The organism is Erysipelatoclostridium sp. MSK.23.31 (assembly GCF_019125875.1).
Classification (GTDB): Bacteria; Bacillota_I; Bacilli_A; order Erysipelotrichales; family Coprobacillaceae; genus Thomasclavelia; species Thomasclavelia ramosa.
In genome coordinates this window covers 44,912-69,529 of record NZ_JAHOCB010000019.1, presented here as the reverse complement: position 1 = coordinate 69,529, position 24,618 = coordinate 44,912, and the positions used below count along the sequence as shown (strand labels likewise).

Annotated in this window: 25 protein-coding genes; 20 read left to right on the top strand and 5 right to left on the bottom strand. The window is 31.8% G+C overall.

Annotated elements, in window-relative coordinates:
- Positions 1-75 precede the first annotated feature (75 nt).
- Complete coding sequence (locus KSU54_RS10000; RefSeq protein ID WP_117792161.1) at positions 76-1,314, bottom strand: 6-phosphofructokinase; 1,239 nt, start codon at positions 1,312-1,314, stop codon at positions 76-78.
- A 66-nt stretch (positions 1,315-1,380) separates the two neighbouring features.
- The gene (locus KSU54_RS09995) at positions 1,381-2,040 is read right to left on the bottom strand and encodes a hypothetical protein (RefSeq protein WP_008792941.1); all 660 of its coding nucleotides are present in this window, start codon (positions 2,038-2,040) and stop codon (positions 1,381-1,383) included.
- A gap of 140 nt (positions 2,041-2,180) precedes the next feature.
- Here KSU54_RS09995 and KSU54_RS09990 point away from each other — a divergent pair, with 140 nt between their 5' ends.
- The 6 genes from KSU54_RS09990 to KSU54_RS09965 all read left to right on the top strand — a co-directional run bounded on the left by KSU54_RS09990 (position 2,181) and on the right by KSU54_RS09965 (position 7,105).
- On the top strand, positions 2,181-2,603 hold the full coding sequence (locus KSU54_RS09990) for a hypothetical protein (protein WP_003537787.1): 423 nt from the start codon (positions 2,181-2,183) through the stop codon (positions 2,601-2,603).
- 248 nt (positions 2,604-2,851) lie between these two features.
- Positions 2,852-3,190: a P-II family nitrogen regulator gene (locus tag KSU54_RS09985; RefSeq protein WP_003537788.1), complete on the top strand. Its 339-nt coding sequence runs from the start codon at positions 2,852-2,854 to the stop codon at positions 3,188-3,190.
- Positions 3,191-3,222: 32 nt separating this feature from the next.
- Complete coding sequence (locus KSU54_RS09980) at positions 3,223-4,464, top strand: ammonium transporter (protein ID WP_117792163.1); 1,242 nt, start codon at positions 3,223-3,225, stop codon at positions 4,462-4,464.
- Between the two features lie 88 nt (positions 4,465-4,552).
- Positions 4,553-5,833, top strand: coding sequence for an O-acetylhomoserine aminocarboxypropyltransferase/cysteine synthase family protein (locus KSU54_RS09975; RefSeq protein WP_003537790.1), 1,281 nt, complete (start codon positions 4,553-4,555; stop codon positions 5,831-5,833).
- Positions 5,834-5,925: 92 nt separating this feature from the next.
- Positions 5,926-6,534 carry a hypothetical protein gene (locus KSU54_RS09970; RefSeq protein WP_008792943.1) on the top strand — a complete coding sequence of 203 codons (609 nt, stop codon included), beginning with the start codon at positions 5,926-5,928 and terminating at the stop codon, positions 6,532-6,534.
- Entirely contained in the window at positions 6,518-7,105 is a 588-nt protein-coding gene (locus KSU54_RS09965) for a hypothetical protein (RefSeq protein ID WP_003537794.1), read from the top strand. The genes KSU54_RS09970 and KSU54_RS09965 overlap by 17 nt, the downstream gene beginning before the upstream one ends.
- Positions 7,106-7,164: 59 nt before the next feature.
- Here KSU54_RS09965 and def read toward each other — a convergent pair whose 3' ends face one another.
- Complete coding sequence (def, locus tag KSU54_RS09960) at positions 7,165-7,734, bottom strand: peptide deformylase (protein ID WP_003537796.1); 570 nt, start codon at positions 7,732-7,734, stop codon at positions 7,165-7,167.
- Positions 7,735-7,794: 60 nt separating this feature from the next.
- Positions 7,795-8,013 (bottom strand): hypothetical protein, encoded by a 219-nt coding sequence (locus KSU54_RS09955; RefSeq protein WP_003537797.1) that lies wholly within the window; start codon positions 8,011-8,013, stop codon positions 7,795-7,797.
- 112 nt (positions 8,014-8,125) lie between these two features.
- Between KSU54_RS09955 and KSU54_RS09950 the strand changes: the two genes are divergently transcribed.
- The 11 genes from KSU54_RS09950 to KSU54_RS09900 all read left to right on the top strand — a co-directional run bounded on the left by KSU54_RS09950 (position 8,126) and on the right by KSU54_RS09900 (position 15,485).
- Positions 8,126-8,392 carry a UPF0223 family protein gene (locus tag KSU54_RS09950; RefSeq protein WP_003537798.1) on the top strand — a complete coding sequence of 89 codons (267 nt, stop codon included), beginning with the start codon at positions 8,126-8,128 and terminating at the stop codon, positions 8,390-8,392.
- Complete coding sequence (locus tag KSU54_RS09945; RefSeq protein ID WP_003537799.1) at positions 8,385-9,614, top strand: FtsW/RodA/SpoVE family cell cycle protein; 1,230 nt, start codon at positions 8,385-8,387, stop codon at positions 9,612-9,614. Before KSU54_RS09950 ends, KSU54_RS09945 begins: the two co-directional genes overlap by 8 nt.
- 32 nt (positions 9,615-9,646) lie before the next feature.
- Positions 9,647-9,952, top strand: coding sequence for a spore coat protein YlbD (ylbD, locus tag KSU54_RS09940; RefSeq protein WP_003537800.1), 306 nt, complete (start codon positions 9,647-9,649; stop codon positions 9,950-9,952).
- Positions 9,942-10,124, top strand: coding sequence for a YlbE-like family protein (locus KSU54_RS09935; RefSeq protein ID WP_003537801.1), 183 nt, complete (start codon positions 9,942-9,944; stop codon positions 10,122-10,124). Before ylbD ends, KSU54_RS09935 begins: the two co-directional genes overlap by 11 nt.
- 5 nt (positions 10,125-10,129) lie before the next feature.
- Positions 10,130-10,477 (top strand): YlbF family regulator, encoded by a 348-nt coding sequence (locus KSU54_RS09930; RefSeq protein WP_003537802.1) that lies wholly within the window; start codon positions 10,130-10,132, stop codon positions 10,475-10,477.
- An 8-nt stretch (positions 10,478-10,485) separates the two neighbouring features.
- Positions 10,486-11,037 carry a 16S rRNA (guanine(966)-N(2))-methyltransferase RsmD gene (rsmD, locus tag KSU54_RS09925; RefSeq protein WP_117792165.1) on the top strand — a complete coding sequence of 184 codons (552 nt, stop codon included), beginning with the start codon at positions 10,486-10,488 and terminating at the stop codon, positions 11,035-11,037.
- Between the two features lie 4 nt (positions 11,038-11,041).
- A complete protein-coding gene (coaD, locus tag KSU54_RS09920; RefSeq protein ID WP_008792945.1) occupies positions 11,042-11,530 on the top strand; it encodes a pantetheine-phosphate adenylyltransferase in 489 nt (162 codons plus the stop codon).
- Positions 11,531-11,677: 147 nt separating this feature from the next.
- Complete coding sequence (locus KSU54_RS09915; protein ID WP_003537805.1) at positions 11,678-12,550, top strand: aspartate carbamoyltransferase catalytic subunit; 873 nt, start codon at positions 11,678-11,680, stop codon at positions 12,548-12,550.
- Entirely contained in the window at positions 12,543-13,811 is a 1,269-nt protein-coding gene (locus KSU54_RS09910) for a dihydroorotase (protein ID WP_003537806.1), read from the top strand. Before KSU54_RS09915 ends, KSU54_RS09910 begins: the two co-directional genes overlap by 8 nt.
- Before the next feature lie 8 nt (positions 13,812-13,819).
- Positions 13,820-14,575 carry a dihydroorotate dehydrogenase electron transfer subunit gene (locus tag KSU54_RS09905; RefSeq protein WP_003537807.1) on the top strand — a complete coding sequence of 252 codons (756 nt, stop codon included), beginning with the start codon at positions 13,820-13,822 and terminating at the stop codon, positions 14,573-14,575.
- On the top strand, positions 14,568-15,485 hold the full coding sequence (locus KSU54_RS09900) for a dihydroorotate dehydrogenase (protein WP_003537809.1): 918 nt from the start codon (positions 14,568-14,570) through the stop codon (positions 15,483-15,485). Before KSU54_RS09905 ends, KSU54_RS09900 begins: the two co-directional genes overlap by 8 nt.
- Positions 15,486-15,919: 434 nt before the next feature.
- Here KSU54_RS09900 and KSU54_RS09895 read toward each other — a convergent pair whose 3' ends face one another.
- Positions 15,920-19,072 carry a family 20 glycosylhydrolase gene (locus KSU54_RS09895; RefSeq protein WP_117792168.1) on the bottom strand — a complete coding sequence of 1,051 codons (3,153 nt, stop codon included), beginning with the start codon at positions 19,070-19,072 and terminating at the stop codon, positions 15,920-15,922.
- 343 nt (positions 19,073-19,415) lie between these two features.
- On the opposite strand from KSU54_RS09895, the gene KSU54_RS09890 reads away from it, so the two are divergent.
- The 3 genes from KSU54_RS09890 to ligA all read left to right on the top strand — a co-directional run bounded on the left by KSU54_RS09890 (position 19,416) and on the right by ligA (position 24,580).
- Positions 19,416-20,198: a MurR/RpiR family transcriptional regulator gene (locus KSU54_RS09890; protein WP_008792948.1), complete on the top strand. Its 783-nt coding sequence runs from the start codon at positions 19,416-19,418 to the stop codon at positions 20,196-20,198.
- 164 nt (positions 20,199-20,362) lie between these two features.
- Positions 20,363-22,507, top strand: a complete 2,145-nt coding sequence (locus KSU54_RS09885; RefSeq protein WP_003537812.1) for an ATP-dependent helicase — start codon at positions 20,363-20,365, stop codon at positions 22,505-22,507.
- A gap of 78 nt (positions 22,508-22,585) precedes the next feature.
- Positions 22,586-24,580: an NAD-dependent DNA ligase LigA gene (gene ligA, locus KSU54_RS09880; RefSeq protein WP_009009806.1), complete on the top strand. Its 1,995-nt coding sequence runs from the start codon at positions 22,586-22,588 to the stop codon at positions 24,578-24,580.
- The last annotated feature ends 38 nt before the right edge of the window (positions 24,581-24,618 follow it).

Below are 24,618 nucleotides of genomic sequence, written 5' to 3'. Positions count from 1 at the left end.
AGAAAAGAGATAGCTTTCGCTATCTCTTAAGCCCCTCCACTATTGACACGGAGCCAAAACAGTGCATTGCACTGTTTATTTATTAAGATGTTTACAGCTGTAATAAGCAGGAATACCGTTTAAATAATTAATATGTACTTCACCTTGAATTAACGGATATAAGTAATCATATAATTCTTGGGTAATATCATTTCCAGCTTCATTAATCCAGGCAGTTGGAATTTTTTGTTCTAAGTTAGCTACTTTTTTTACATCAGTTGAAATATAATCAATTTCATAAGGGGTATTTGAAATTCGTTTAAATCCCATTACTTGGCCGGATTTTCCAGTTAACGCAGTTTCTATTGCTTTTTGTCCAACTACAAATGACTCATTTAAATCTGTTTTACTCCCAATATGCATAGCACATCGTTGTAAGACGTTTAATTCAATACTTCTAACTTTACATTGAAATTCTTTGAAAACTAATGATTCTAGCATTTTTCCAGTTCCTGAATGAAGTACATGACCAAAAGCGTCTTTTTTAGCATATTTAGAATCATCATCAAGGAAGTGACCATCTTTATCTTTGATACCTTCGCTTACAGCAATTACAACACAGCGTTTACGTTTAAATACTTCTCGAATATCTTCTAAGAATTTTTCTTTATCAAAAACTACTTCAGGTAGATAAATTAAATCAGGGGCTTCATTATATTCATTACGAGCCAGTGCAGCAGCTGCTGTGAGCCATCCGGCATTTCTTCCCATAATTTCAATAATTGTTACTGATTGCAGCTGATAGATTAAACTATCATGAACTACTTCTAAGATTGAAGAAGCTACATATTTGGCAGCTGAACCAAAGCCTGGGGTATGATCAGTACCCATTAAATCATTGTCAATTGTTTTAGGAATACCGATAAATTGAATTTCACTATTGATTGATTTTGCGTAATCATCTAGTTTCATGACAGTATCCATTGAATCATTACCACCAATATAATAAAAATCAGTAATTTCTAATTCAGTTAAAATTTCAAATAATTTTACATATGTTTCTTGGTTGTCAATATGTGTTGGTAATTTAAAACGGCATGAACCAAGATACATAGCTGGTGTTTGTTTTAAAGCATTAATTTTTTCACCTGTATCAAATTCCTCAAGCAGGTCCATATAACGACCTTCTAATAAACCTTTAATCCCGTTGATCATTCCATAAACATTTTCATATTCTTCGCTATGTTTAGCTTTATGAATGATTCCAGCAAGACTTGCATTAATTGCGATTGTGGGTCCTCCAGATTGTCCAATAATACAATTTCTTTTTTTCATCTTATTCTCCTTTTTCCTGCCTAATTCTATCATTTTTAGACAGTAAAAAAAAGACATATTAAGTGATTAACGTCTTTTTCTTAAAATAATGTAAAGAATTATAATTAGTGCAACAAAGATAAAAATATTTGCAGGCTGAGTCGTTTGATGCCGATTACTAGAAATGATTGAAATTGACTTCGTTTCATCCTGAGTTAAAAAATCTAATAGATTAATCTTGACTTGATTATCCTGGATCTTTCCATAACTAGTTTCACTAATATTTCCCGGCATTTTAATATTTAAATTTAGCTCGAGTCCCATAGTCTTCAAATTTGTTAGAGAATAATTATTAATATCTTCAATTTCACTTGTATTAAAAATATTGTTAATAGTACTGTGATCGATCGTAACTTGATAAGTTCCTTCTTTTTTATTTGTAGTGAAGAAACTCAATAAGCTTTTATTAATATCTTTTGGTGCAATAAGCTGAAATCCTATATATTGGGTACCATTAATATCTTTTTTTAGTTCTTTATTTTCCCATGTACTCAACTCACTATTAGTTAATTTATGTTTTAAATCAGTAAGTGAGGTACCATAAGAATCTAATAAATCTTCTTGAATGAGTACTTCAATTGTTAAAGATGCATTACTTTCATCAATAAATTCGATGTCAACATTTCCTTTTACGCAGCCTGTTAATGATAACAACATGATACCTACCAAAAATAATTTTTTTACCATCATCTACCTCCTAATGTTAGTGTGCCACAATCTTCATTTTCTAAAATTAAAAAGTGGATTTAAAATTGTTAAATGATATAATTTAATCATGGTTAACATATAGTTCACAAAAACACTTTAAAATATAGAAGGTGATATAAATGAGAGTAGAAATTCTATATACAAGTAAATCAAAACACATCAAGCCTGTTGCTGAAGCTATGGCAAGATGGGTTAAAACATATGCAAAGACGATTGATCAATTTGATGCTCTTGCTCCAGTCGATTTATTAGTTATTGGCTTTGATGATTCGGCTTGGAAAGATCCGCAGTTAGAGACATTTATTAAAAGTTTAAATAGACAAAAAGTACATAATATTGCTTTGTTTAATGCTTTCTACATTAATGATCATAAAATGAAAAATATGATTAAATTATGTCAAGAAACAGATTTACCACTTATGCGTGAGCAATATTCATTTAAGCTTACATTTAGGCAGTTAAAGGAAATTGATCAATGTGTAATAGATGCTGCTCGTTTATATGTAGAAGATATGGTGAACTTGGTAAGGGATTATTATTAAATTAGTAAATTTATACTAATAACAAATTATTAAAAGCTATCTTAGGATAGCTTTTTCTTTTTATTATAAAGAATTTAAGGAAATTTATTAATATTTTAATTAAATTATAATTTGTTAAAATCCTAAATTTAATAAAAATATATATTTATAAAAATATTAATTGACAATAATTTATTACTCTGATAGTATTTTATTAAGATTTAAAGGCGATAAACTTTAAATCAAAAAATAAAGGGGGAATTTTAAGTATGAAAAAACTAGAAATCATTATCAGACCTGAGAAGCTAGAAATTTTAAAAGATATTCTAACTGATTGTGGGATTACCGGAATGATGGTTTCAAATATTATGGGTTTTGGTAATCAAATGGGCTATACTCAACAATATCGGGGAACTAAATATTCGGTAAACTTAGTTTCTAAGTTACGGATTGAAACAGTTGTTAAAGATGAAGTAGTTGATCAAATGATTAAAGAAATTACAACCAAACTTTCATCTGGTAATGTGGGTGATGGTAAAGTATTTGTTTATCCAGTAGAACAGGCAGTACGAATTCGAACTGGTGAAACAGGAGAAAATGCTCTGTAACAGATTTATAAAAATTAAAAGGGGGATCAAATATGGAACAATTAATTAATATTGTTTGGGTGTTTCTTGGTGCGGTAATGGTTATGCTGATGCAAGCTGGTTTTGCTATTTTGGAAGCTGGCTTAACTCGGCAAAAAAACTGCAACAATGTTTTAATGAAAAATATTATGGATTTTGCAATTGGATCAATTATATTTTTAGTAGTAGGTTTTGGTTTGATGTTCGGCGAATCATTAGGGGGAATTGTAGGTATAACAGGATTCATTGATCCGACGACATTAAATTTATCACAGTTTGAGGCACTTTCACCAACAGTATTTATCTTTTTTCAAACAGTCTTTTGTGCTACGGCAGCAACAATTGTTTCTGGTGCGATGGCAGAAAGAACTAAATTTTCATCATATTTAATTTATACGTTAGTAATTAGTTTAGTAATTTACCCAATCTCTGGTCATTGGATCTGGGGTGGAGGTTTTTTATCAAAAATAGGATTTATTGATTATGCTGGTTCTACTGCTGTTCACTCAGTTGGTGGTTGGGCCGCATTAATGGGGGCAGTTGTTTTAGGTCCACGAATGGGAAAATATAATAGGGATGGCAGTACTAATGCAATTCCTGGTCATAATATCATGATGGCCACTTTAGGCGTATTTATTTTATGGTTTTGCTGGTTTGGATTTAATCCAGGTTCTTCTTTAGAAGCAGCAGATTATATAGGTCATATTGCGATGACAACAAACTTATCAGCATGTGCTGGTGCATTAGTAGCAATGTTTCTTACTTGGAAAAAATATGGAAAACCAGATGTTTCAATGACTTTAAATGGTATTTTAGCTGGTTTAGTAGCGATTACGGCTGGTTGTCATATTGTTTCATTATATGGTGCAATTGCAATTGGAGCTGTTGGCGGGATTTTAGTAGTTTATGGCTGTGAAATCTTAGATCAAAAATTACATGTTGATGATCCTGTTGGGGCAGTTGGGGTACATTGTTTAAATGGTGTCTGGGGAACACTTGCAGTTGGATTATTTGCATGCAATACCCCAGCAAGTGAAGGAACTTTAGGCTTATTCTTTGGGGGTGGAACTGCTTTACTGATTACGCAATTGATTGGTGTAATTATTGTAGCAGTTTGGGTATGTTCAATGTCCTTCATCATGTTTACTTTAATTAAGAAAACGGTTGGGTTGCGAGTAACACCTCAGGAAGAACTTGCTGGTCTTGATTTAGGAGAACATGGTTCTGAGGCATATCCTGATTTTCTTAAAAAATAATTTATCGTAAGGTTGGGAGACCAACCTTTTTATATGGAAAAAAAGCTCAAGGTGTGATACAATTTTATCAATTTTAGGAGGAGATACTATGGATAATAAAAACTATGGTTTTGAAACATTACAAATCCATGCTGGTCAAAAGCCAGATGTGACAACTAAGGCTACGGGGATGCCTTTATATTTATCAAATGCTTTTACATTTGAAGATGCTGATCAAGCGGCGCGAATTTTTGCGTTAGAGGAAGGAGGATACTTCTATTCTCGATTATCTAATCCAACAGTTGATGCTCTACAACAAAGAATGGCGGCTTTAGATGGCGGATTCGGGGCTGTAGCATTTGCTTCTGGAACTGCAGCAATTATGGGATTGATTATGACTGTGTGTGAAACTGGAGATGAAATTGTTGCTGCAAATAATTTGTATGGTGGTACGATTGGTTCTTTATCAGGAACGATGGCAGGAATGGGATTTAAGACACACTTTATTAATCCAACTGATTTAGAGGCTTTAAAAGCGGCAATCAACGATAAAACAAAAATTATTTTTGTTGAATCGGTAGGAAATCCTAATGGAGATATGTTAGACTTTGAAGCAATTAGTGCTATTGCTAAAGAATATCAAATTTTATTTGTTGTTGATAACACAACACCAACCCCTTATTTATTTAAACCAATTGAATATGGAGCTGACTTAGTAGTCTATTCAACTACTAAATATCTAGCTGGTCATGGTAATGTTATGGGTGGTGTGATCGTTGATAGTGGGAACTTTAAATGGAAAGATAATCCTCGCTATCCATTATTTAACATGCCTGACAAAGCTTATCATGATATAGTTTATGCTGATTTAGGAGCGGGTGCTTTTTGTACTAAAGCAGTAGCAAAGACATTACGTGATTTAGGAGGGTGTATGTCACCGTTTAATGCGTATATGACTTTATTAGGATTAGAAACATTATCATTAAGAATGAAAAAACACGTTGAAAATGCCCGATTATTAGCAAAATTTTTAAATGAGTGTGATGATGTTGAATGGGTTAGTTACGCGGAATTACCAGATAGTCCTAACTATGAACTAGCTAAAAAATATTTCCCCAATGGTTTTGGTGGATTATATACTTTTGGAGTCAAAGGTGGTGTTGCTGGTGGTAAAACAGTAATTAATAATATTAAATTATTTATTCATGTTACTAATTTTGCTGATTCACGTTCATTGCTGACTCATCCTGCAAGTACGACACATGCTCAAATGTCAGAGGAAGAGAGAATAGCAGGTGGGGTAAAACAAGAAACAATTAGAATGTCTGTTGGTCTTGAAGATGTTGAAGATTTAATTGCGGATTTAAAACAAGCATTTGCTAAAATATAAAATAATTAGGACTATTGTTTATTGTTCAAAACAATAGCCTTTTTTCTAGTTTTTTTATTAGTCCTCATGTATAATTTTAATGAGGTGATTAAATGCAGAGTTTTTTAGCCATGCATATTAATAATATAGTTATGATCCTGCTGCTTTTTATCTATGTAGTCTGTTTAAATGGACTATTTTCAATGCGACGTCGTCTTATAAAATGGCGCCGTTTCTTTGCGTTCTTATTTATTATTAGTACCGCGGGCTTAATGTTAGGAACCATTCGTAATGAGCTGATGGTTTATTGGTTTAATAATGCTAGTTTTAATATTGAGAGCAATTTTGAGTGGATGATTAAGATAGGTTATGATCTGATTAGTTTAATTATTATGATTTTAATGATTTTTTTGGTGAAAAATATTTTAGATTTTATTAAAAATAGTAGTCGTGATGCAATTCGTAAATTAGCTATTAATGCCGATATTATAGCTATCTTAATTATTATTAGAACTGTAATCGTTCCGCTGATTGTTAAACTAGCTAGAGTATTGGAATTATTTGGATTAAATAATCAAACTAGCAGCTCTAATGATATATTTCTTTATGCTTTGCCATACTTGGGATTACCGGAGGTTGCAATTATTGTTGTTACAATCTTTATCAATATACTAGGAATAAGTTATTGGAATCGAGGTGCTGAAGATGTTATGGCAAAATAAAAGTTATGATCTAGTTAGTTATCTCGAAATAATAATAGGTATTATTGCCTTGATTTGTTTGCTATCATTACTTTATTTGTGGTACCAACCCAAATGTCAAAACAAGTTTAATAATATTGTTTTTTTAGGACACTTGATAATTTGTTTTGATCTTTATTTATTAGTAGATAAAGTTGCCCATTTATTAATGAGCTTTTATCAGGCTTATCTGCATCATCTAAAATACAATATTTACGATTATGCATTATTAAGCAGTGATATTTTATTAACAGTGGTTTTAATTTTTAGTACTTTTTTGTTTATCAATAATCTAGAACATTTATTAATAAAGAAAGATAGTAAAGAAGAGTATAATTTAATTTTAAATCGAGTTTTTAAGGCCTATAATTGTTTGATGGTAGTATTTATTTTTAAAGATGTTGTATTAAAAATTGTATATGATTTCTTGGTAGATGTTAGAGGAATTAGGTTACATTATCACCCTTATACGATTAATAATTTAATGGTTACAATCGTATTAATGTTGTTATTAGGCTTGGTAATAAATTTTTATAAGAAAAAAACGACTTGATCTGCAGCACTTCTTAAAGTTAGAGTAACTTTTTGAAGACACTACAAATAGTCGTTTTTTTAATCAATAACCATAGCATTAGGAATAGGTGCTAAAGGATTTTCTTTGTTGATACGGTCATAGAACAAAGTTCCCTCGAAGTGATCTAGTTCATGTTGTAAACAAATTGATAAGAATCCTCGAGCAACAATTTTCACTTCTTGATCAGTCAAAACATCATATCCTTTAACGGTCACCTTAGCGTAGCGTGGTACATATCCTTGAACTTCATCATTAACAGATAAACATCCTTCACCATCTTTTAAATAAGATTGTTTTTCAGTATGTGAAATGATTTTTGGGTTAACTAAAGCATAGTCATCAGCCCCAATAACATTTCCATCTTCATCAAAATCTAAAACATGAATAGCAGTCATTCGTTTAGGAATTCCTAATTGAATAGCCGCAATTCCTACAGCTGGGCGTAAATCATATTTTTCAGAAGTTTCAGGGTCTTGAGAGTTAACAAGAAACTCATGCATTTGTAATAAAAGTTCGCGTTCTTCATTTGTGATTGGTAATGCTACTTCTTTTGAGACCTCACGAATCTTTTCATTATGGTCATCAATTATATCTTTCATTGTTATCATAGGTTCACCTCATTTTAATTCTGATAGTATTATATCATAAAATGAGGTGAAATAAAGACTTTATCCGACTCTAATTCTTGAATTTCCACAAATGATTAATAATAAGAATACAACTAAGACAATGGCAAACCAGTTTGAAGAACCGAAACCACCGCAACCACAACCGCATCCATTGCTTGAAATGTTACAGCTGTTGCATCCACCACATCCAAATGGATTAGTGATAAAAGGATTGTATGAATTACATCCACATCCAGAATAGTTAAATCCGCAGTTCATATTATCGCCTCCTTTAGTATATCCTATTCTAATATTTATCTTTTGTTTGGGTTATTGTAGATAATCGATAAATTTTAAGTTATAATATAAAGCAATTAAGGAGTGTGTTAGTATGGATTACAATTATCCGTTAGACTATAGATGGTCAACAGAAGAAATAATTGATGTAATGGCATTATATAATGCTGTTGAAAAAGCTTATGAAGAAGGTATTAGCAAAGAAGAATTTATGCAGGCATATCGTAAGTTTAAAGCAATTGTTGATAGTAAAAGTGAAGAAAAGCAATTGGACAAACAATTTTACGAAATTTCTCATTATTCTATATATCAAGTTGTTAAAGCAGCCAAAAATAATGATTTTATTCGAGTAGGTGAATAAATTGGCAGGAATAGAAAAGATTAAGCGATTATTTAAAAGTCGTGGGGTCGATAAAGGTATTTATGCTAGTGTTTTTGTTTTGGCAATTTTTGGAATAATTATGATTGGTTCAGCATCAGTTGGAAGTGTGACTTCTCATGGGGTTACTTATGCTTTAAAAAATATGATTACTCAAAGTGTTTATGTAATTGCTGGGGCTGGGGTAATGATTTTTATTGCCAGAGTATTTAAAACTCGGTATATTACTTATAGTGCATCGATGAAATTATACTTATTAGGAATCTTTTTAATGATAATCTGTATATTTTTTGGTAGTACTAAAGGCTCTCATGCATGGATTAAATTTGGTTCTTTATTTAGTATTCAGCCAGCTGAGTTCATGAAAGTTGCAATGATACTGATAATGAGTTATTTTTTAACTGAAAGTGATAAAGCCTTTGTAGTAAAAGGTAGATTTAAAACACAACAGTTGAAATCTGCTTTTTATAAAGAAAAGTTTTTAAAATGTGTTTTCCTGCCAATGATGTTAGTAGCAATTGCTGCTGGAGTTGGGATCTTTGTGCAAAAAGATTTTGGAACAACTGTTATTTTAGTAACTATTTGTTTTGTTTGTTTTATTGGGACACCACGTCAATACTTTAAGAAATACAAGCGAATCGTATGGGTGTTCATTGGGGTTTGTGGAGTATTGTTTTTAATTATTGGGACTTCAGTATTAAAAGGTTACCAATTAGGGAGAATTTCTACATGGTTAGCACCATTAAGTGATCCTTATGATACAAGTATGCAATTATCAAATGCTTTAATTGCTTTTAATAATGGTGGTCTTTTTGGTGTTGGTTTAGGAAATTCAACCCAAAAATTTGGATATATTCCAGAGTCACAAAACGATTTTATTGGTGCTATTATATATGAAGAATTAGGTATCATTGGTTTAGGCTTAATAATTATTCCAACATGTATCATTATTTTTAAGTTATTAAAATATTCACAGGAAATTAAAGAAAATAAATCACGGATTATTTTGTTGGGAATTGCTTCATATTTCTTTTTACATTTATTGATTAACCTTGGTGGAATATCTGGATTAATTCCTATGACCGGAGTACCATTACTGTTAATTTCTGCTGGTGGATCTTCATCAGTTACTGCATTTGTAGCAGTTGGTGTCGCACAAGCAATAATTGCAAAACATAATCGTCAAAAATTTGACACCGATTAGGCTAATATACATATAATATATTAGGTGATCTTATGGATGAATTTAAAGAGTTCTTAAAAACAATCCCTAGTATAAAACAAGATGTTCTTAATGGACGTTATACTTGGCAACAGTTATATGAAATTTTTGTTATGTATGGTAAAGATGATAAATTTTGGTTACCATATAAAACAGGTAATAGTGGTTTTGATTTAAATATGTTACTAGAAGTAATTAAGAATATTGATTTAAATGCTTTATCGAGTAGTTTAGGTTCAATTGAAAAAGTTTTAAATGTTGCTAGTACTTTTTTAGATAAAAAAGAGCCTGCTAAGGAAAGAAAATGGTATGATGAATGAAGAAATTAGATATTATCTTCGTTATCATCCTAATTGGTATATAGTTTTATCTCGGTATCCTCAAGAATACGAGCATTTAATTCAAGAATATAAAGATGGTAAAAATCAACAATTTATTGACAAGATTGATCAAGTATCCATGTTAATTAATATGGTAGAAATGATGATGTAGGTAAGATGGAAGAGATATTAGATAAATTAATTACAGAAATAAAACTGGATCAGCGATATATTGATTATGTTGAAGCTGAAAAGAAACTTCATAATCAGGAGATTGATTCATTATTGCATGAATATCAAAATAAACTGAATCAATATGATGAATTAAAGAAATATAATCAATATATTGATAATCAGGAGATTAAAGATGAAATTCGTGATTTAAAGAAGAAAATTGCAAGTAATGAAGATATTTTAGATTATTATTGTAAGTATCATCGTTTAAATGATTTTTTAGATGAAATAACTAAAGTAGTATTTGGGGGTATTTCTAATGAGTTAGATTTATCACCATATCAATTATAAGAGGGCTTATGAGAGTAATTGCAGGTAAGTATAAAAGTAGACAGTTAAAAAGTGTTAAATCAAATTTGACAAGACCGACAACAGATCGTAATAAAGAAAATCTGTTTAATATTATTGGACCATACTTTGATGGTGGAGCAGTACTGGATTTATTTGCTGGTAGTGGTGGTCTAGGTATTGAAGCATTATCAAGAGGGTATGAACATTTGTATAGTGTTGATAACCAGTATGCAGCATTTCAAGTAATTAAAGAAAATTTTACAATGTTGAAATTAGCTAATGTTCATGTATATAAATTAGATTATCGTAAAGCATTAAAACGATTTGCTAATGAAAAACTTAAATTTGATTTAATTTTATTAGATCCTCCTTATGGAAAAGGATTAGTAGATGATATATTAGAATTTCTAATTGTAAATGAAATGTTAAATGATGAATGTATGATAGTAGTAGAAGAGTTAAAGGAAGTAGAATTTAAACCATTTAAAGAATTAGATTTGATCAAAAAAAATGATTATGGCATTACAGCTTTAAATGTATTTAAATTTATGGCAGGATAGGACGATGAAGAAAAATATTGCGGTTTATGCAGGAACATTTGATCCTGTAACAAATGGACATTTAGATATTATTGAACGAGCAAGCAGAATGTTTGATACTTTATATGTAACGATTTGTATTAATCCTAATAAACAAGGACTCTTTTCAATTGATGAAAGAAAAGAATTATTAAAGGCGGCATGTCAACAGTTTGATAATGTGATCATTGATTCTTCTGATAAATTATCAGTTGAATATGCTAAAGATGTTGGTTCTCGAATTATTGTTCGAGGAATTAGAGCAACTATGGATTTTGAATACGAATTACAACTTGCTTTTTCTAATCAATATTTAGATAAAGAAGTAGATATGGTCTTTTTAATGACAAAACCATCACATTCATTTATATCTTCTTCGGCAGTTAAAGAAATGGTGAGCCATAACCGCAGTGTTGCAGGGCTAGTACCACCATGTGTTGAATCAGCTTTACGAAAGAAATATCAAGGGGAATAAATATTTCCCTTTTTATATGGTAAAATAATTGTCAAAATAACCTATTTTTGTTATGATGTAAAAAGAAAAAAAACTATGTCAACTGGGTATAATTAATATTATTTCCCAATTATACCTCGTTAGAGGTATTTTTTATGGAGGAAGATTATGAACATATTTACATTAAAAGATTTTTCAACAGAAGAAATTAATCAGATTTTGGATGAAGCTGAAGAGTTTAAAAACGGTAAAAAAGTTGATTTCAAAGGACAAAAAGTAGTTGCAAACTTATTTTTTGAACCATCAACAAGAACGCATTATAGTTTCGATAAAGCTGCTTATAATTTAGGTTGTCGAACTCAAAATTTTGAAGCAGCAAATTCAAGCGTTCAAAAAGGAGAAACTTTATATGATACGGTTAAGTTTTTTGAATCAATTGGGTGTGATGCTGTCGTAATTCGCCATCCCAAGGAAAACTATTATGAGGATTTAATTGAAAGAATTAAGATTCCTGTTGTCAGTGGTGGTGATGGAACTGGGAATCATCCAAGTCAATCTCTTTTAGATTTAATGACAATTCGTGAAGAATTCGGTCATTTTGAAGGGTTGAAGATTGTAATCGTTGGGGATATCGTTCACTCTCGAGTCGCTCATAGTAATTATGAGATAATGCAGCGTTTAGGAATGGAAGTATATACTAGTGGACCACGTGAATTTGAAGAAGCTGGATATAACTATGTTGATTTTGACAAAATTTTACCAGAAGTTGACATTGTGATGTTATTACGAGTACAACATGAACGTCATCATGATTTGATGCGATTAACGACTGATGAATATCATCAGATGTTTGGCTTGAATCAAAAACGTGTTGATAAAATGAAAGAAGGGGCGATTATAATGCATCCAGCACCATTTAACCGTAATGTTGAAATAGCTGATGAAATTGTTGAATGTGCACAAAGCCGTATTTTTAGACAAATGGAAAATGGTGTATTTGTAAGAATGGCATTATTAAATCGGGTGTTAACAAATGACTAAAATATTATTCAAAAATGGTAATGTATTTTATCATAATAAACTCCAAAAATTAGATGTTTTGATTGAAAATGATCGTATTGCAGCAATCGCTCAAGAATTAACGGATGCTGATGAGATTATTGATTTAAAAGGTAACTTATTAACACCTGGATTTGTTGATATTCATGTTCATTTAAGAGAGCCTGGATTTGAACACAAAGAAACTATTGCAACCGGGACTAATTCTGCTAAATACGGTGGTTATACTCATCTAGTTGCAATGGCTAATACAATCCCATGTATGGATGATGTAGCCACAATTAAAGATTTTGCTTTGCGGGTAGCAAAAGATGCGAAGGTACATACTTATACATATAGTGCAATTACGACTGAATTAAGAGGTCAAGAACTAGTAGATTTTGATGCTAATAGTAAAGAAGAAATTGTAGTTGGTTTTTCAGATGATGGTCGTGGAGTTCAATCATCTATGATGATGGAAACGGCAATGAAAGCTGCAAAAGCGAATAATAGTATTATTGTAGCTCATTGTGAAGACGAAGCTGAATTACAGCCAGGTGCTTGTATCAACGATGGTAATTATGCAAAAGAACATAATTTAGTTGGAATAAATAATGCATCTGAATTTAATCATGCTGTTCGTGATTTAAAGTTGGCAAGTGAAATCGGAAATCGTTATCATATTTGTCATATATCAACTAAAGAAACAGTAGCGGCATTAACCGAAGCTCGGAAAACAAATCCATTAGTTAGCGGTGAAGCATGTCCACACCATTTAATTTTAACTGATGATAATATTAAGGATATGAATCCCAATTATAAAATGAATCCACCGCTTCGAAGTAAAGAAGATTTAGCGGCATTGATTCAAGGAATCAATAATGGGGGTGTAACTGTAATTTCTACTGATCATGCACCACATGCGATTGAAGAAAAAAATAAACCAATCGACAAAGCTCCATTTGGAATTATTGGGAATCAACATGCATTTAGCTTAATGTATACATATTTAGTTAAAAAAGGACTTATTTCTTTAGAAAAAGTTTTGACATGTATGTCTATAAATCCAGCAAAGGTAATTGGAATCGAGCATGATCTAGAAGTTGGGTTAAAGGCAAATCTTGCTGTTTTTGATTTAGAAGAAGAATATGTAATTACAAAAGAAAGTATTAAATCAAAATCAATTAATACACCATTTCTTGAAACTAAGTGTTTTGGAGCATTAAAGTATCATGTTTTAGATGGTAAAGTTACAAAAATATAGGAGGCATTATGGCAAACTTACATGGGATGATGAAGATTACAAGCATTAAAAATATTGCAGATGATGTATATGAAATGATTTTAGAAGGTGAAGGAGCTAAATATATCAGTGCTCCGGGCCAATTTATCAATATTAAAATCAATGATAGTTTACAACCTTATTTAAGAAGACCGATGTCAATCAGTGATTATGATGATAGTCATATTGTGATTGTTTTTAAAGTAGTTGGAGAAGGAACTAAAATCTTAAAAAATAAAGAAATCGGCAGCTATTTAGATTGTTTGATTGGGTTAGGTAATGGATTTACCATTAAGGATGGTAAAGCTTTATTGATTGGTGGTGGATTAGGAACACCACCCCTATATAATTTAGGTAAAAAGCTTGCAGCCAAAGGAATAGAGATAACGACAGTACTAGGTTTTGGCAGTGCAAAAGATGTTTTTTATCAAGAAAAATTTGCTGAATTTTCTAATGTTTTTGTCGCAACAATGGATGGCAGCACCGGAACAAAAGGAACGGTTGTTGATGTAATTAAAAATGAAGGATTGACTTTTGATAATTATTATACTTGTGGACCAGAACCAATGCTAGATGCTTTAGCACTTAATTATCCAGAAAATGGGCAATTATCATTTGAAGCTCGGATGGGATGTGGCTTTGGTGCCTGCATGGGATGCTCTTGCAAAGTTAAAACTAGACCATATAAAAGAATCTGCGTTGAAGGACCAATCTTAGAAAGTAACGAGGTGATTGTAAATGGCTAATTTAAAAGTATCTTTACCTGGTTTAGAAATGAAAAATCCCATTATTCCAGCGAGTGGAACATTTGGGTTTGGATATGAGTTCGCAAAGTTTTATGATATCAATATTCTTGGTTCAATGATGCTTAAAGGGACTACGTTAGAACCTCGCTATGGGAACCCTCTACCTCGAATTGCTGAAGGACCAAGTGGTTTGTTAAATGCAATTGGTTTGCAAAATCCTGGTGTTGATGCTGTTATGGCTGAGGAATTAGAAAAACTAAGACCGCTATATAATGATAAAGTAATTGCTAATATTGGTGGTAGTGCACCTGATGATTATGTCGAAACTGCTAAAAGGATTTCTACTCATGACATGGTAGGAGCCTTAGAATTGAATATTTCATGCCCGAATGTCCATAGTGGTGGAATTCAATTTGGAACTAATCCAGAAATGGCAGCTGATTTAACACGTCGAGTTAAGGAAGTTTCTAAAGTTCCAGTTTATGTTAAATTATCACCAAATGTTACTGATATTGTAGCAATGGCTAAAGCAGTTGAAGCGGCTGGGGCTGATGGTATAACGATGATTAATACTTTAGTAGGGATGCGCTTTGATTTTAAAACAGGAAAACCAATTATTGCTAATAAGACGGGAGGATATTCGGGACCCGCAATTTTCCCGGTTGCTCTAAGAATGGTTTATCAAGTAAGTCAAGCAGTAAAGATACCAGTAATTGGTATGGGCGGGATTCAAAATGCCCGTGATGTTATCGAAATGATGTCGGCTGGTGCAAGTGCTGTTGCAATTGGTTGTCAGAATTTAATTGATCCATATGTATGTGAAAAAATTATTAATGATTTAGAACCATTATTAGAACAAATTGGTATTAATGATATAAATGATTTAGTTGGACGTTCACATAAATTTTAATAAAAATACTAGAGTTTATTTTAATACAAACTCTAGTATTTTTATTTATTGTATCGTTTTTCTTTTTTATCGAGTATTACTAAACTAAATAAGGCAGTTTTTAGTAAATTTAAATATAATAAATTATTGCTATCTCTAATTTTAGCAGTTATTTATTCCAAATCAAATGGTTTTATAGTAGAAGTTTCATTTTTAGTATGAATATAGTTATTAGGGTCAACGTTTTCATAATTATAAATCAAATCATTAAGATTATTTAAATAATATTTTCTGATTAATATAATGGTTTGTTTATATATGCTTGCACTTAATTAAATTGTATAGCCTATTATTGAGGTTTACAAGATGATAAATTATATTCAATATTTGAAAAATGAGCCAAGTATTGAACATAGAAAAAACCTCACTAAACATAGTGAGATTTTTTGAGTGTTTTAGTTATGTCTTTTCTTTTTTAATACTAATGGTAATACTAACGCACCCATAATAAATAATGAAGTGTATAGAGCGATATTTGTATTATCACTAGTTTTGACGTTACCTTGTTTAACATCGTCTTTTTTATTAGCATCTGGAGTGTTAGGTGTAGTTGGCTCTGCTGGAGTAACTTTAACTAAATTATTGATGGCATTTTGTAAGTTGTCATATGCGGTTTCAATTTCGGTAACAGTGGCAACTTCATTGGCTGCAACAGCTTTTACATCAATAAGAATATTAGCTAATGCTGCCCAGCTTTCACTAGTGTATTCTGCACTATTCAATGATTCAGCTTTATTAATTAATTCGTTAAGGGCATCTTTATTTGGTTTTAGTCTTAGCTGTAAGAAGGCTCTTACTAATTTATCGTGCGCTTCTTGAACTTCTGGTTCTAAAGCATTTTGATTATTAACAACAACTTTAGCTTCATCTAAAACAGGTAACATTGCATTCCAAGTGCTTGTTAGATAATCTTCAGCATTTAGTTTAGCAATTTTTTTAATTAAATTTTCTAAATCAGTTTTATCACCTTTTTTGAAAGATAATTTTTGCATTACGTCACTTAAACGGTCAAACGATGCATTTACTTCTTCTTGCGTAGCTAAAGAAGTTCCATTGATCTGTTGAGCTTCTGCTAGAGCGGCTTTAAATTCTGTAACTACAGCAGGAACAATAGTATTTAATTCTGCTTCAGTAACTTTAAGTGCTTCCTCAATTGCAATATTTAAAAGATTCTTTTTAACTACTACGTACTCAACATTTTCGTAATTATAAATCAAATCATTGATAATATCTGTGTAGAAACTATCTTTTTGATAATTAGCAGGGTTTGCTTTAACATCACTGATCATAGCATTTAAATTATCAATATTTTCTTGAACTGCAGTATTTGTTGTAGTTTTGTCAGCCAGAGCGGTTTCGATTTTATTTATTACTAGATCTAGATCAGTCTTGTTGTAGTTGATTTTTGATTGTGTAAATAAATCATCACGTGGTGATCCAAGTGTATACATCAGTCTTTCAAAGCTTTCGTAATCCATTTCCTTTTGATATTCTGCTCCCCATGTTTTTAATGCAAATCCAGCATAACGTGGGAATAGTGTCCTAGTCAAAATATATTCTGGTACATACCCGTGGGCATCATCCCAAATTGGGAATACTTGTCCTAATGACTTGTCAAGATTTTCTGTTAATACTTCATCATTTCCATAATGATATGATGATTTTGAATAATGATATCTTGTAAATTCTTCATATGTCCGTTTTGGTAATGGACGGTCTAGTTTGCTCTGTCCTTGTTGTGGCCATAAATCATGATAGTTTGATGAAGAACTTGACATGATTGTATATCCAGCATTAGCTGTAGTACTGGCTTTGATTGATCCGTACATTCCTCCAGCCCAGAAATCAACAATTAGACGGCTGTCTAATGGTACTATTCCTCCTAAATCAAAGATGTTGTCATTCCATACTAGTACTTTTAAGTTTTGTTTGATTAGTTCGTCTCCCGCTTCATTGAAGAAAAGTTTGATAGCATCATGGTCTGTCGCAGCTTCATTTCCTGTCACTTGACGTGCCCATTCCTGTAAAACTGTTTTACCGGCAGTTGTATAACCACTTTGGAAATATTCATCACCACCGATATGAATCGTTTTAGCATGGAAGAAATCTGCTGCTTCTTTATAAACAGAGATCATATATTCACGAACTTCCTGTTTAGAAAAGTCTAATGCTTTGGTTGAACCAGGAATGCACCATCCGCTATGGAAATTTGCTTCTTGTTCAGCGTGACCTGGGAAGTCGATTTCAGGAATAACTTCGATATTGAATTTAGCTGCATAGCTGACTAATTCATCAACTTCTTCCTGAGTCCAAAATCCACCTTTACGGTCAACAAAATCAGCAGCAATTTTCGAATCATAACGAATACCCTCGTTGTCTTTAAGTCTCAGCTGTAAGATATTCTGTTTGTAATATGCCATTTGTTCAATCTGATCTTTTAACCATTGAATTGAATAGTATCTTCTTCCAGAGTCGACCTGAAGCCCACGAACAACTTGATCACTGTAATCTTGAACAGAACCAGCAGGAAGGCTTTTTCTTTGAGCGAAGGCCTGCAATATAGTCATTGCACCATTTTGAATACCTTGAATGTAGTCAGAATGGATGACAGTTTTGTCTTGATCGATATCGATTTGATAGGCATCGATTTTGCTTGTTGTTACAGCTGCAGGAAGTTCAAAAGTGATTGGCTGTTTAACTAAAACAATACCTTCACCTTGTGAGGCATCAGTAACAGTTTTGATCGTATAGTCTTTGATCAGCCCTTTTTTAACCATACTGTCGGCTAGATATTGGGTCTTAGCTTTACTGAATTCATCAGTTGAAAAAACTTGCTTAGCTGTATTTAATTTATAAATTTCATTTCCATTTTTTTCAAAATTCTGAACAGCAGGGACAGTTTCTGGGAATTCAGAGAAGTCTGCATCATAGTTGATAGAAGCTTTCTCTTCAACTGTTTTGTTTTCTACTTTTTCAATTTTGAAATCATCGATATAGAAAACTCCAGAACCTAAGTCATTACCAGTCCATTCCATATAGGCAAAACCGTAAATTTCATTAGTTCTAGGACCAGTAGTGATAGTATGTTCATTAGTCTGCCACTCAGTGCTGACCTTTTGGTTAGTTTGGATATTAGAAGCAAGCTGCCAAGGAGACGTAGTATGCTTACCTTCAATATCAAGAACTCCGGTAGACATCTTTACTCCGGATTCATTCCAGTAATGGGTAGTAATCTTGTATGTAGTGTTAGGCTCAACGTTATGGAAAATAACATTAACACTACCTTTACCATAATTATAACGCCAGATAGGAACTTCAGAAGGATTTTCAGGTTTAGGATTCCCAACTTTGATAGAGTATTTTCCGTCAAAAGCTTTTTCGTCAGTTCTGACAGCTTTGTAGAGTTGAACTTCATTTTTATCAATTTCGTGTTCAAAAGACGGATTAGTAATTAGTGGAGCATCGGCAGCTTTAAGTGGACCGACGTTGATCGACATAGCCATAAGTGAGGCCATGACAATCGGTAATAATCTCTTTTTCTTTTTCATATATCTCTTTCCCTTTCATGATATGATAATAAATAAAATATAGCAGTTATTTGCGATAACACCTCCTGATTAATATGATGATTTGTCTATACATTTCTGTATCTAACTAAATTGTAAAGGGCATGAGGAAATGTTACAATATAGAAAATTGCAAATGATTTTTAATTTTTGAATAGATTTTCAAAAATAGAATATCTTTTCACTTCTTGAAAAGTAGTGTTATAATAATGGCATGGGTTAGTGCTGTTATAGTTTTATGAATAAGAGGGGAACAATAAAAGCCAAAAAATTTTGAAGTAGTACGGGAAAGGAGGATATCGAGGAGATTCCTCGATAACAGACAATGGCTGGTTTTATTTATAAACTGCAAAATATTGTAAACACATCACCAGATAGCGATGATACAAATATAAATATCGCTAGATGCATTTTAAAAAATATTGATAAAATAAAAAAACGGACTTCATTGCAAGATTTTGCTGATATTTGTTATACATCACAATCAAGTATTAGTCGTTTTTCGCAGTATTTAGGTTATGCAAATTTTAATGATTTTAAAGCTGACTGTATTGGGATTCAAGAAGAAACAGATGAAATGATCATAGATACTCGAGCGACTAAAAAAATTAATTGTGTTGACTATGCCCAAGCAATTTCTGAAAGTTTAGTAAGAATGCAAGAAACATCAATTGATCAAGAAATTGAACAGTTGTGTGAGTATATTCATAACGCTAAAAGAATTTTTATTTTTGCAACTCATATTCCTGGCGATCTTGGCTGCATTATGCAACGTGCAATTTTAACAACGGGTAAGTTTATTGAATTTTATCCTCGTAAAGAGCATCAAATGGAGGTTGCTAAGCAAATCCGTCGAGATGATCTCTGTATTTTTTTATCATTAGAAGGGACATTATTAATGGAAAAAGCAATCACTATTCCAGCAATTATTTCATTAGCTAAAAATGTTCTGATAACTCAAAATGTTCATATTAAATTTTCAGAACAATTTACACAAGTAATTGGTTTAGGTGGGCATGATAGTGAAAGTATTGGAAAATATAAGTTATTGTTCTTTATTGATTGTTTGTTAAATCGTTATTATCATAAGTACATAGTAAATAATTAAAGTAGAAGTACAGTTATTTGGACAAATAACTGTACTTTATTTTTAAAGGATATTTTTAGGTGTTAAAGAAAAAATATCTTGAGAGAAATAATCTTGAGAGAAATAATATTTTATATATCTTTTATATTTAATATCATATATAATATATCGGTGGTGGTGATTAGATGGAATTAGATGAATTATTAAATAAAAATCAAAAAGAAGCAGCAACATATCTTGATAGTCATTTGAGAATAATTGCTGGAGCAGGATCTGGAAAAACACGGGTGGTAACGTATCGAATTGCTTATTTGATTGATGAAATCGGTGTTGACCCGCGAAAAATTCTAGCTATTACTTTTACTAATAAAGCGGCAAACGAGATGAAAGAACGAATTACATCATTATTAGGACCTCATGCATTAGGTTCGTTAGTTTGCACAATTCATTCATTATGTGTCCGAATATTAAGACGACATATTAATGTGATTAATTATCCAAGTAATTTTATGATTATGGATGAAGAAGATCAAAAAGCATTAATTAAAAAAATTTATAATAATTTAGATATTGATGCAAAAACAATCAGTATTAAAAGTATGATTGCATCCATTTCAAATTATAAAATGGCTAATATTGATCCTGAACGAGCAATGGAATTAGCAGGTCAGTTTCAAGGTGAAATAAAGAAAGCTAAAGTATATAAAGAATATCTTGAATATCAAGAAAATCATTTTATGCTTGATTTTGATGATCTTTTATTAAAAGCAGTATATATTTTTGAAAATTATCCAGATGTATTAGAAAAATGGCAGCATAAATTTCAATACATCCATGTTGATGAATTTCAAGATGTTGGCAATATTGAATATCGTTTAGTTAAATTGATGTCACAAGACGCAATTACTTGTGTTGTAGGCGATCCTGATCAAACCATCTATTCATTTAGAGGGGCTAATGTTAATTATATTCTTGATTTTGATAAAGATTTCAAACCTTGTAAAACAGTGATTTTAGACCAAAATTATCGCTCTACGGGAAATATTTTAAATATTTCCAATAGCTTAATTCGTAAAAATCGAAATCGATTAGAAAAAGACCTTTATACTGAGGCTACTGGTGGTAGTGAAGTTATTCATTATATGGGAAAGAGTGAACAGGAAGAAGCAGATTATATTTGTAGCCAGATTGAAAAAATAATTAGTGAAGTTGACGGAGTCAATTATCGCGATTTTGCAATTTTATATCGTGCTAATTATTTATCTCGAACAATTGAACAGAGTATGATTAGTCATGGAATAGATTACCGGATTTTTGGTGGTTTGAAATTCTTTAGTCGAAAAGAAGTTAAAGATGCATTGAGCTATCTGCAGTTAGTATGTAATGATGAAGATCTTGCATTCGAACGAATCATCAATGTTCCTGCTCGGGGAATTGGAAAAAAAACATTAGAAAATATTCAATTAGTAGCTTTGAATAATCAGGTTAGTTTGTATGAGGCGTTGACACTATTTAGTGATCAAATTAAGCTGTCATCAAAAGCCAAAAAAGAAATAATCACATTGGTTAAAGCTGTTGAAACAGCAAAACAGTCAAGTCTGCCGCTTCATGAAATGTTTGAAAATTTGATGAACGATGTTGGATATATTGATATGTTGAAAAAGGATTTAGAAGATAATCGAATTGATAATATTCATGAGTTACAACGGTCAATTTATGAATTTCAAAATCAAAATCCTGATATTGCAACAATTGAAAATTATTTACAAGAAATTTCATTATATACAGATAATGATAATTTGGATGATGGACAATATGTCAGTCTGATGTCAATTCATATGGCTAAAGGTCTAGAGTTTGATTACGTTTTTGTTTTAGGTTTATCGGAAGGGATTTTCCCAAGTTTCAGAGCATTAAGCGAATCAGATGAAGGATTAGAGGAAGAGCGGCGTTTGGCTTATGTTGCTTTTACTCGAGCAAGAAAACAATTGTTTTTGACAGATAGTGAAGGCTTTAGTTTTGTAACAGATTCTCCTAAAATTTCAAGTCGCTTTATTGATGAAATCGGGAGTGAGGGGATTAAGCATGTAGGAACAAAGCCACGATTTAAAACAGCAAACTTTATTAATACAGCTCCAACTAAAGAAGAATTAGTAGGGAATAATGAAGTGACTGACTGGTCAAATGGGGACTTTGTTTTACATGATACTTTTGGTAAAGGTGTTGTTGTTAAAGTCAATGGTAATACTTTAGATATAGCTTTTGAATTGCCTGCTGGTTTAAAGACTTTGATGGCAAATCACAAAGCATTAAAGAAACTAACAAATTAATGTGCTAAACGCACATTTTTTGTTTTATAGTTATACGTATTTTGGTATAATAGTTAAGATTAAATTAGGAGTGAGATAATGGATGATTTAAGTAGATATAAGGAACTAAAAGCAACAATTTTATATCATAATGATCGTTATTACAATCAAGATAATCCAGAGATTACTGATTATGAATACGATATGATGATGCAGGAATTAAAAGGATTAGAACAAAAACACCCTGAATATATTACTAGTGATTCACCGACTCAAAAAGTAGGTGGTAGTGCAAAGCGTGAAGCTGGTGTACTCGTACGTCATAATGTGCCGATGTTATCATTGCAGGATGTATTTTCTAAGGAAGATGTAGATGCATTTGTTGCGGATATGCAAGAACAACTGGTAGATCCGACTTTTGTGGTTGAATACAAGATTGATGGGTTGTCAATGGCATTGCGCTATGTCAATGGTAAGCTTGATGTTGCTGTTACTCGTGGTGATGGTGTCTTACAAGGTGAAGATGTTACTGTTAATGCTAAAGTAATCAAGGATGTAAAAAATACTTTAAAAGAACCGATTGAATATCTTGAAGTCCGTGGTGAAGTCTATATGACCAATGAAGCATTTGATAAAGTTAATGAAATTCAGGAAATTAAAGGGAAGAAACTTTTTGCGAATCCTCGCAACTGCGCTGCTGGAACGTTAAGACAGCTTGATAGTTCAATTACTAAAGAGAGAAATTTATCAATGTTTGTTTTTAATATTCAAGATGCTAAAGGCAGAGAATTTATAAGCCACAGTGAAGGATATGAATATTTAAAACGGCAAGGAATTAAAATCATTGAAGATTATAAAATTTGTAAAACAGCTAAAGAGGTTTGGGAGGCAATTGAGGCGATTGGTGAAAATCGTGATAAACTTGGATATGATATTGATGGTGCTGTTGTTAAAATCGATAGTTTTGCTGATCGACAAAAACTCGGAGCAACAGCTAAAGTACCTCGTTGGGCAGTAGCTTATAAATATCCGCCTGAAGAAAAAGAAACAAAATTATTAGCAATCGAATTGTCAGTAGGTAGAACTGGAAGAATAACTCCAACAGCCATTTTTGAACCAATTCGTTTATGTGGAACGACTGTATCTCGAGCAACTTTACATAATCAGGATTTTATCGATGATCTAGATGTGCGGATTGGTGATACGATCGTTGTTTATAAATCTGGTGAGATAATTCCCAAGGTTAAAGGAGTCGTTAAAGAAAAACGCCCCGCTGATAGTGTTCCATATGTAATTGGCAATACTTGTCCAGTCTGTGGAGCTCCAGCTGTACGTGAAGGTGATAATGCGGATATAAAATGCACGAATCATAGCTGTCCAAGTAAGTTAGTTAGAAATATTGTTAACTTTGTTGGACGTGATGCTATGGATATTAAAGGTTTTGGCTTTGCTTATGTAGAAACATTAGTGGATCATGGTTATTTAAAAGATTTAAGTGATATTTATGGTTTAATTGATAAACGTCAGGAATTACTTGATAAAAAAATTATTGGTTTAGTTAAAAGTACAGATAATTTATTAAATGCAATTGAAGGTAGTAAAAATAATGATGCAATTAAATTGCTAACGAGTTTGGGGATTAGTAATGTGGGAAAATCTGCTGCTAAAAGTTTAATGAAAAAATTTAAAAGTATTGATAATTTGATGAAAGCTAGTTATGCTCAGTTGATTGAAGTCAATGATATTGGTGATATTAGTGCTATGGCAATTATAAATTACTTTAAGAATCCTGATAATCAGGCAGTTGTTCAACGTTTAAAAGAGTATGGAGTTAATATGAATATTATCGAAGCTCAAGATGGCGATGAACGTTTTGATGGCAAAACATTTGTCGTAACAGGGACATTACCAACTCTTTCAAGGAAAGCCGCAAGTGAATTGATTGAGAAGCATGGCGGTAAAGTCTCAGGTTCGGTGTCCAAAAAAACGGATTACTTATTAGCTGGTGAAAATGCGGGAAGTAAACTTACCAAGGCCCAAAATTTGGGAATTAATGTAATTAGTGAAGAAACTTTACTAGAGATGGTGAAGTAGCTAAAATAGTGTTATAATGCACTGTATAAAGGAGGAAC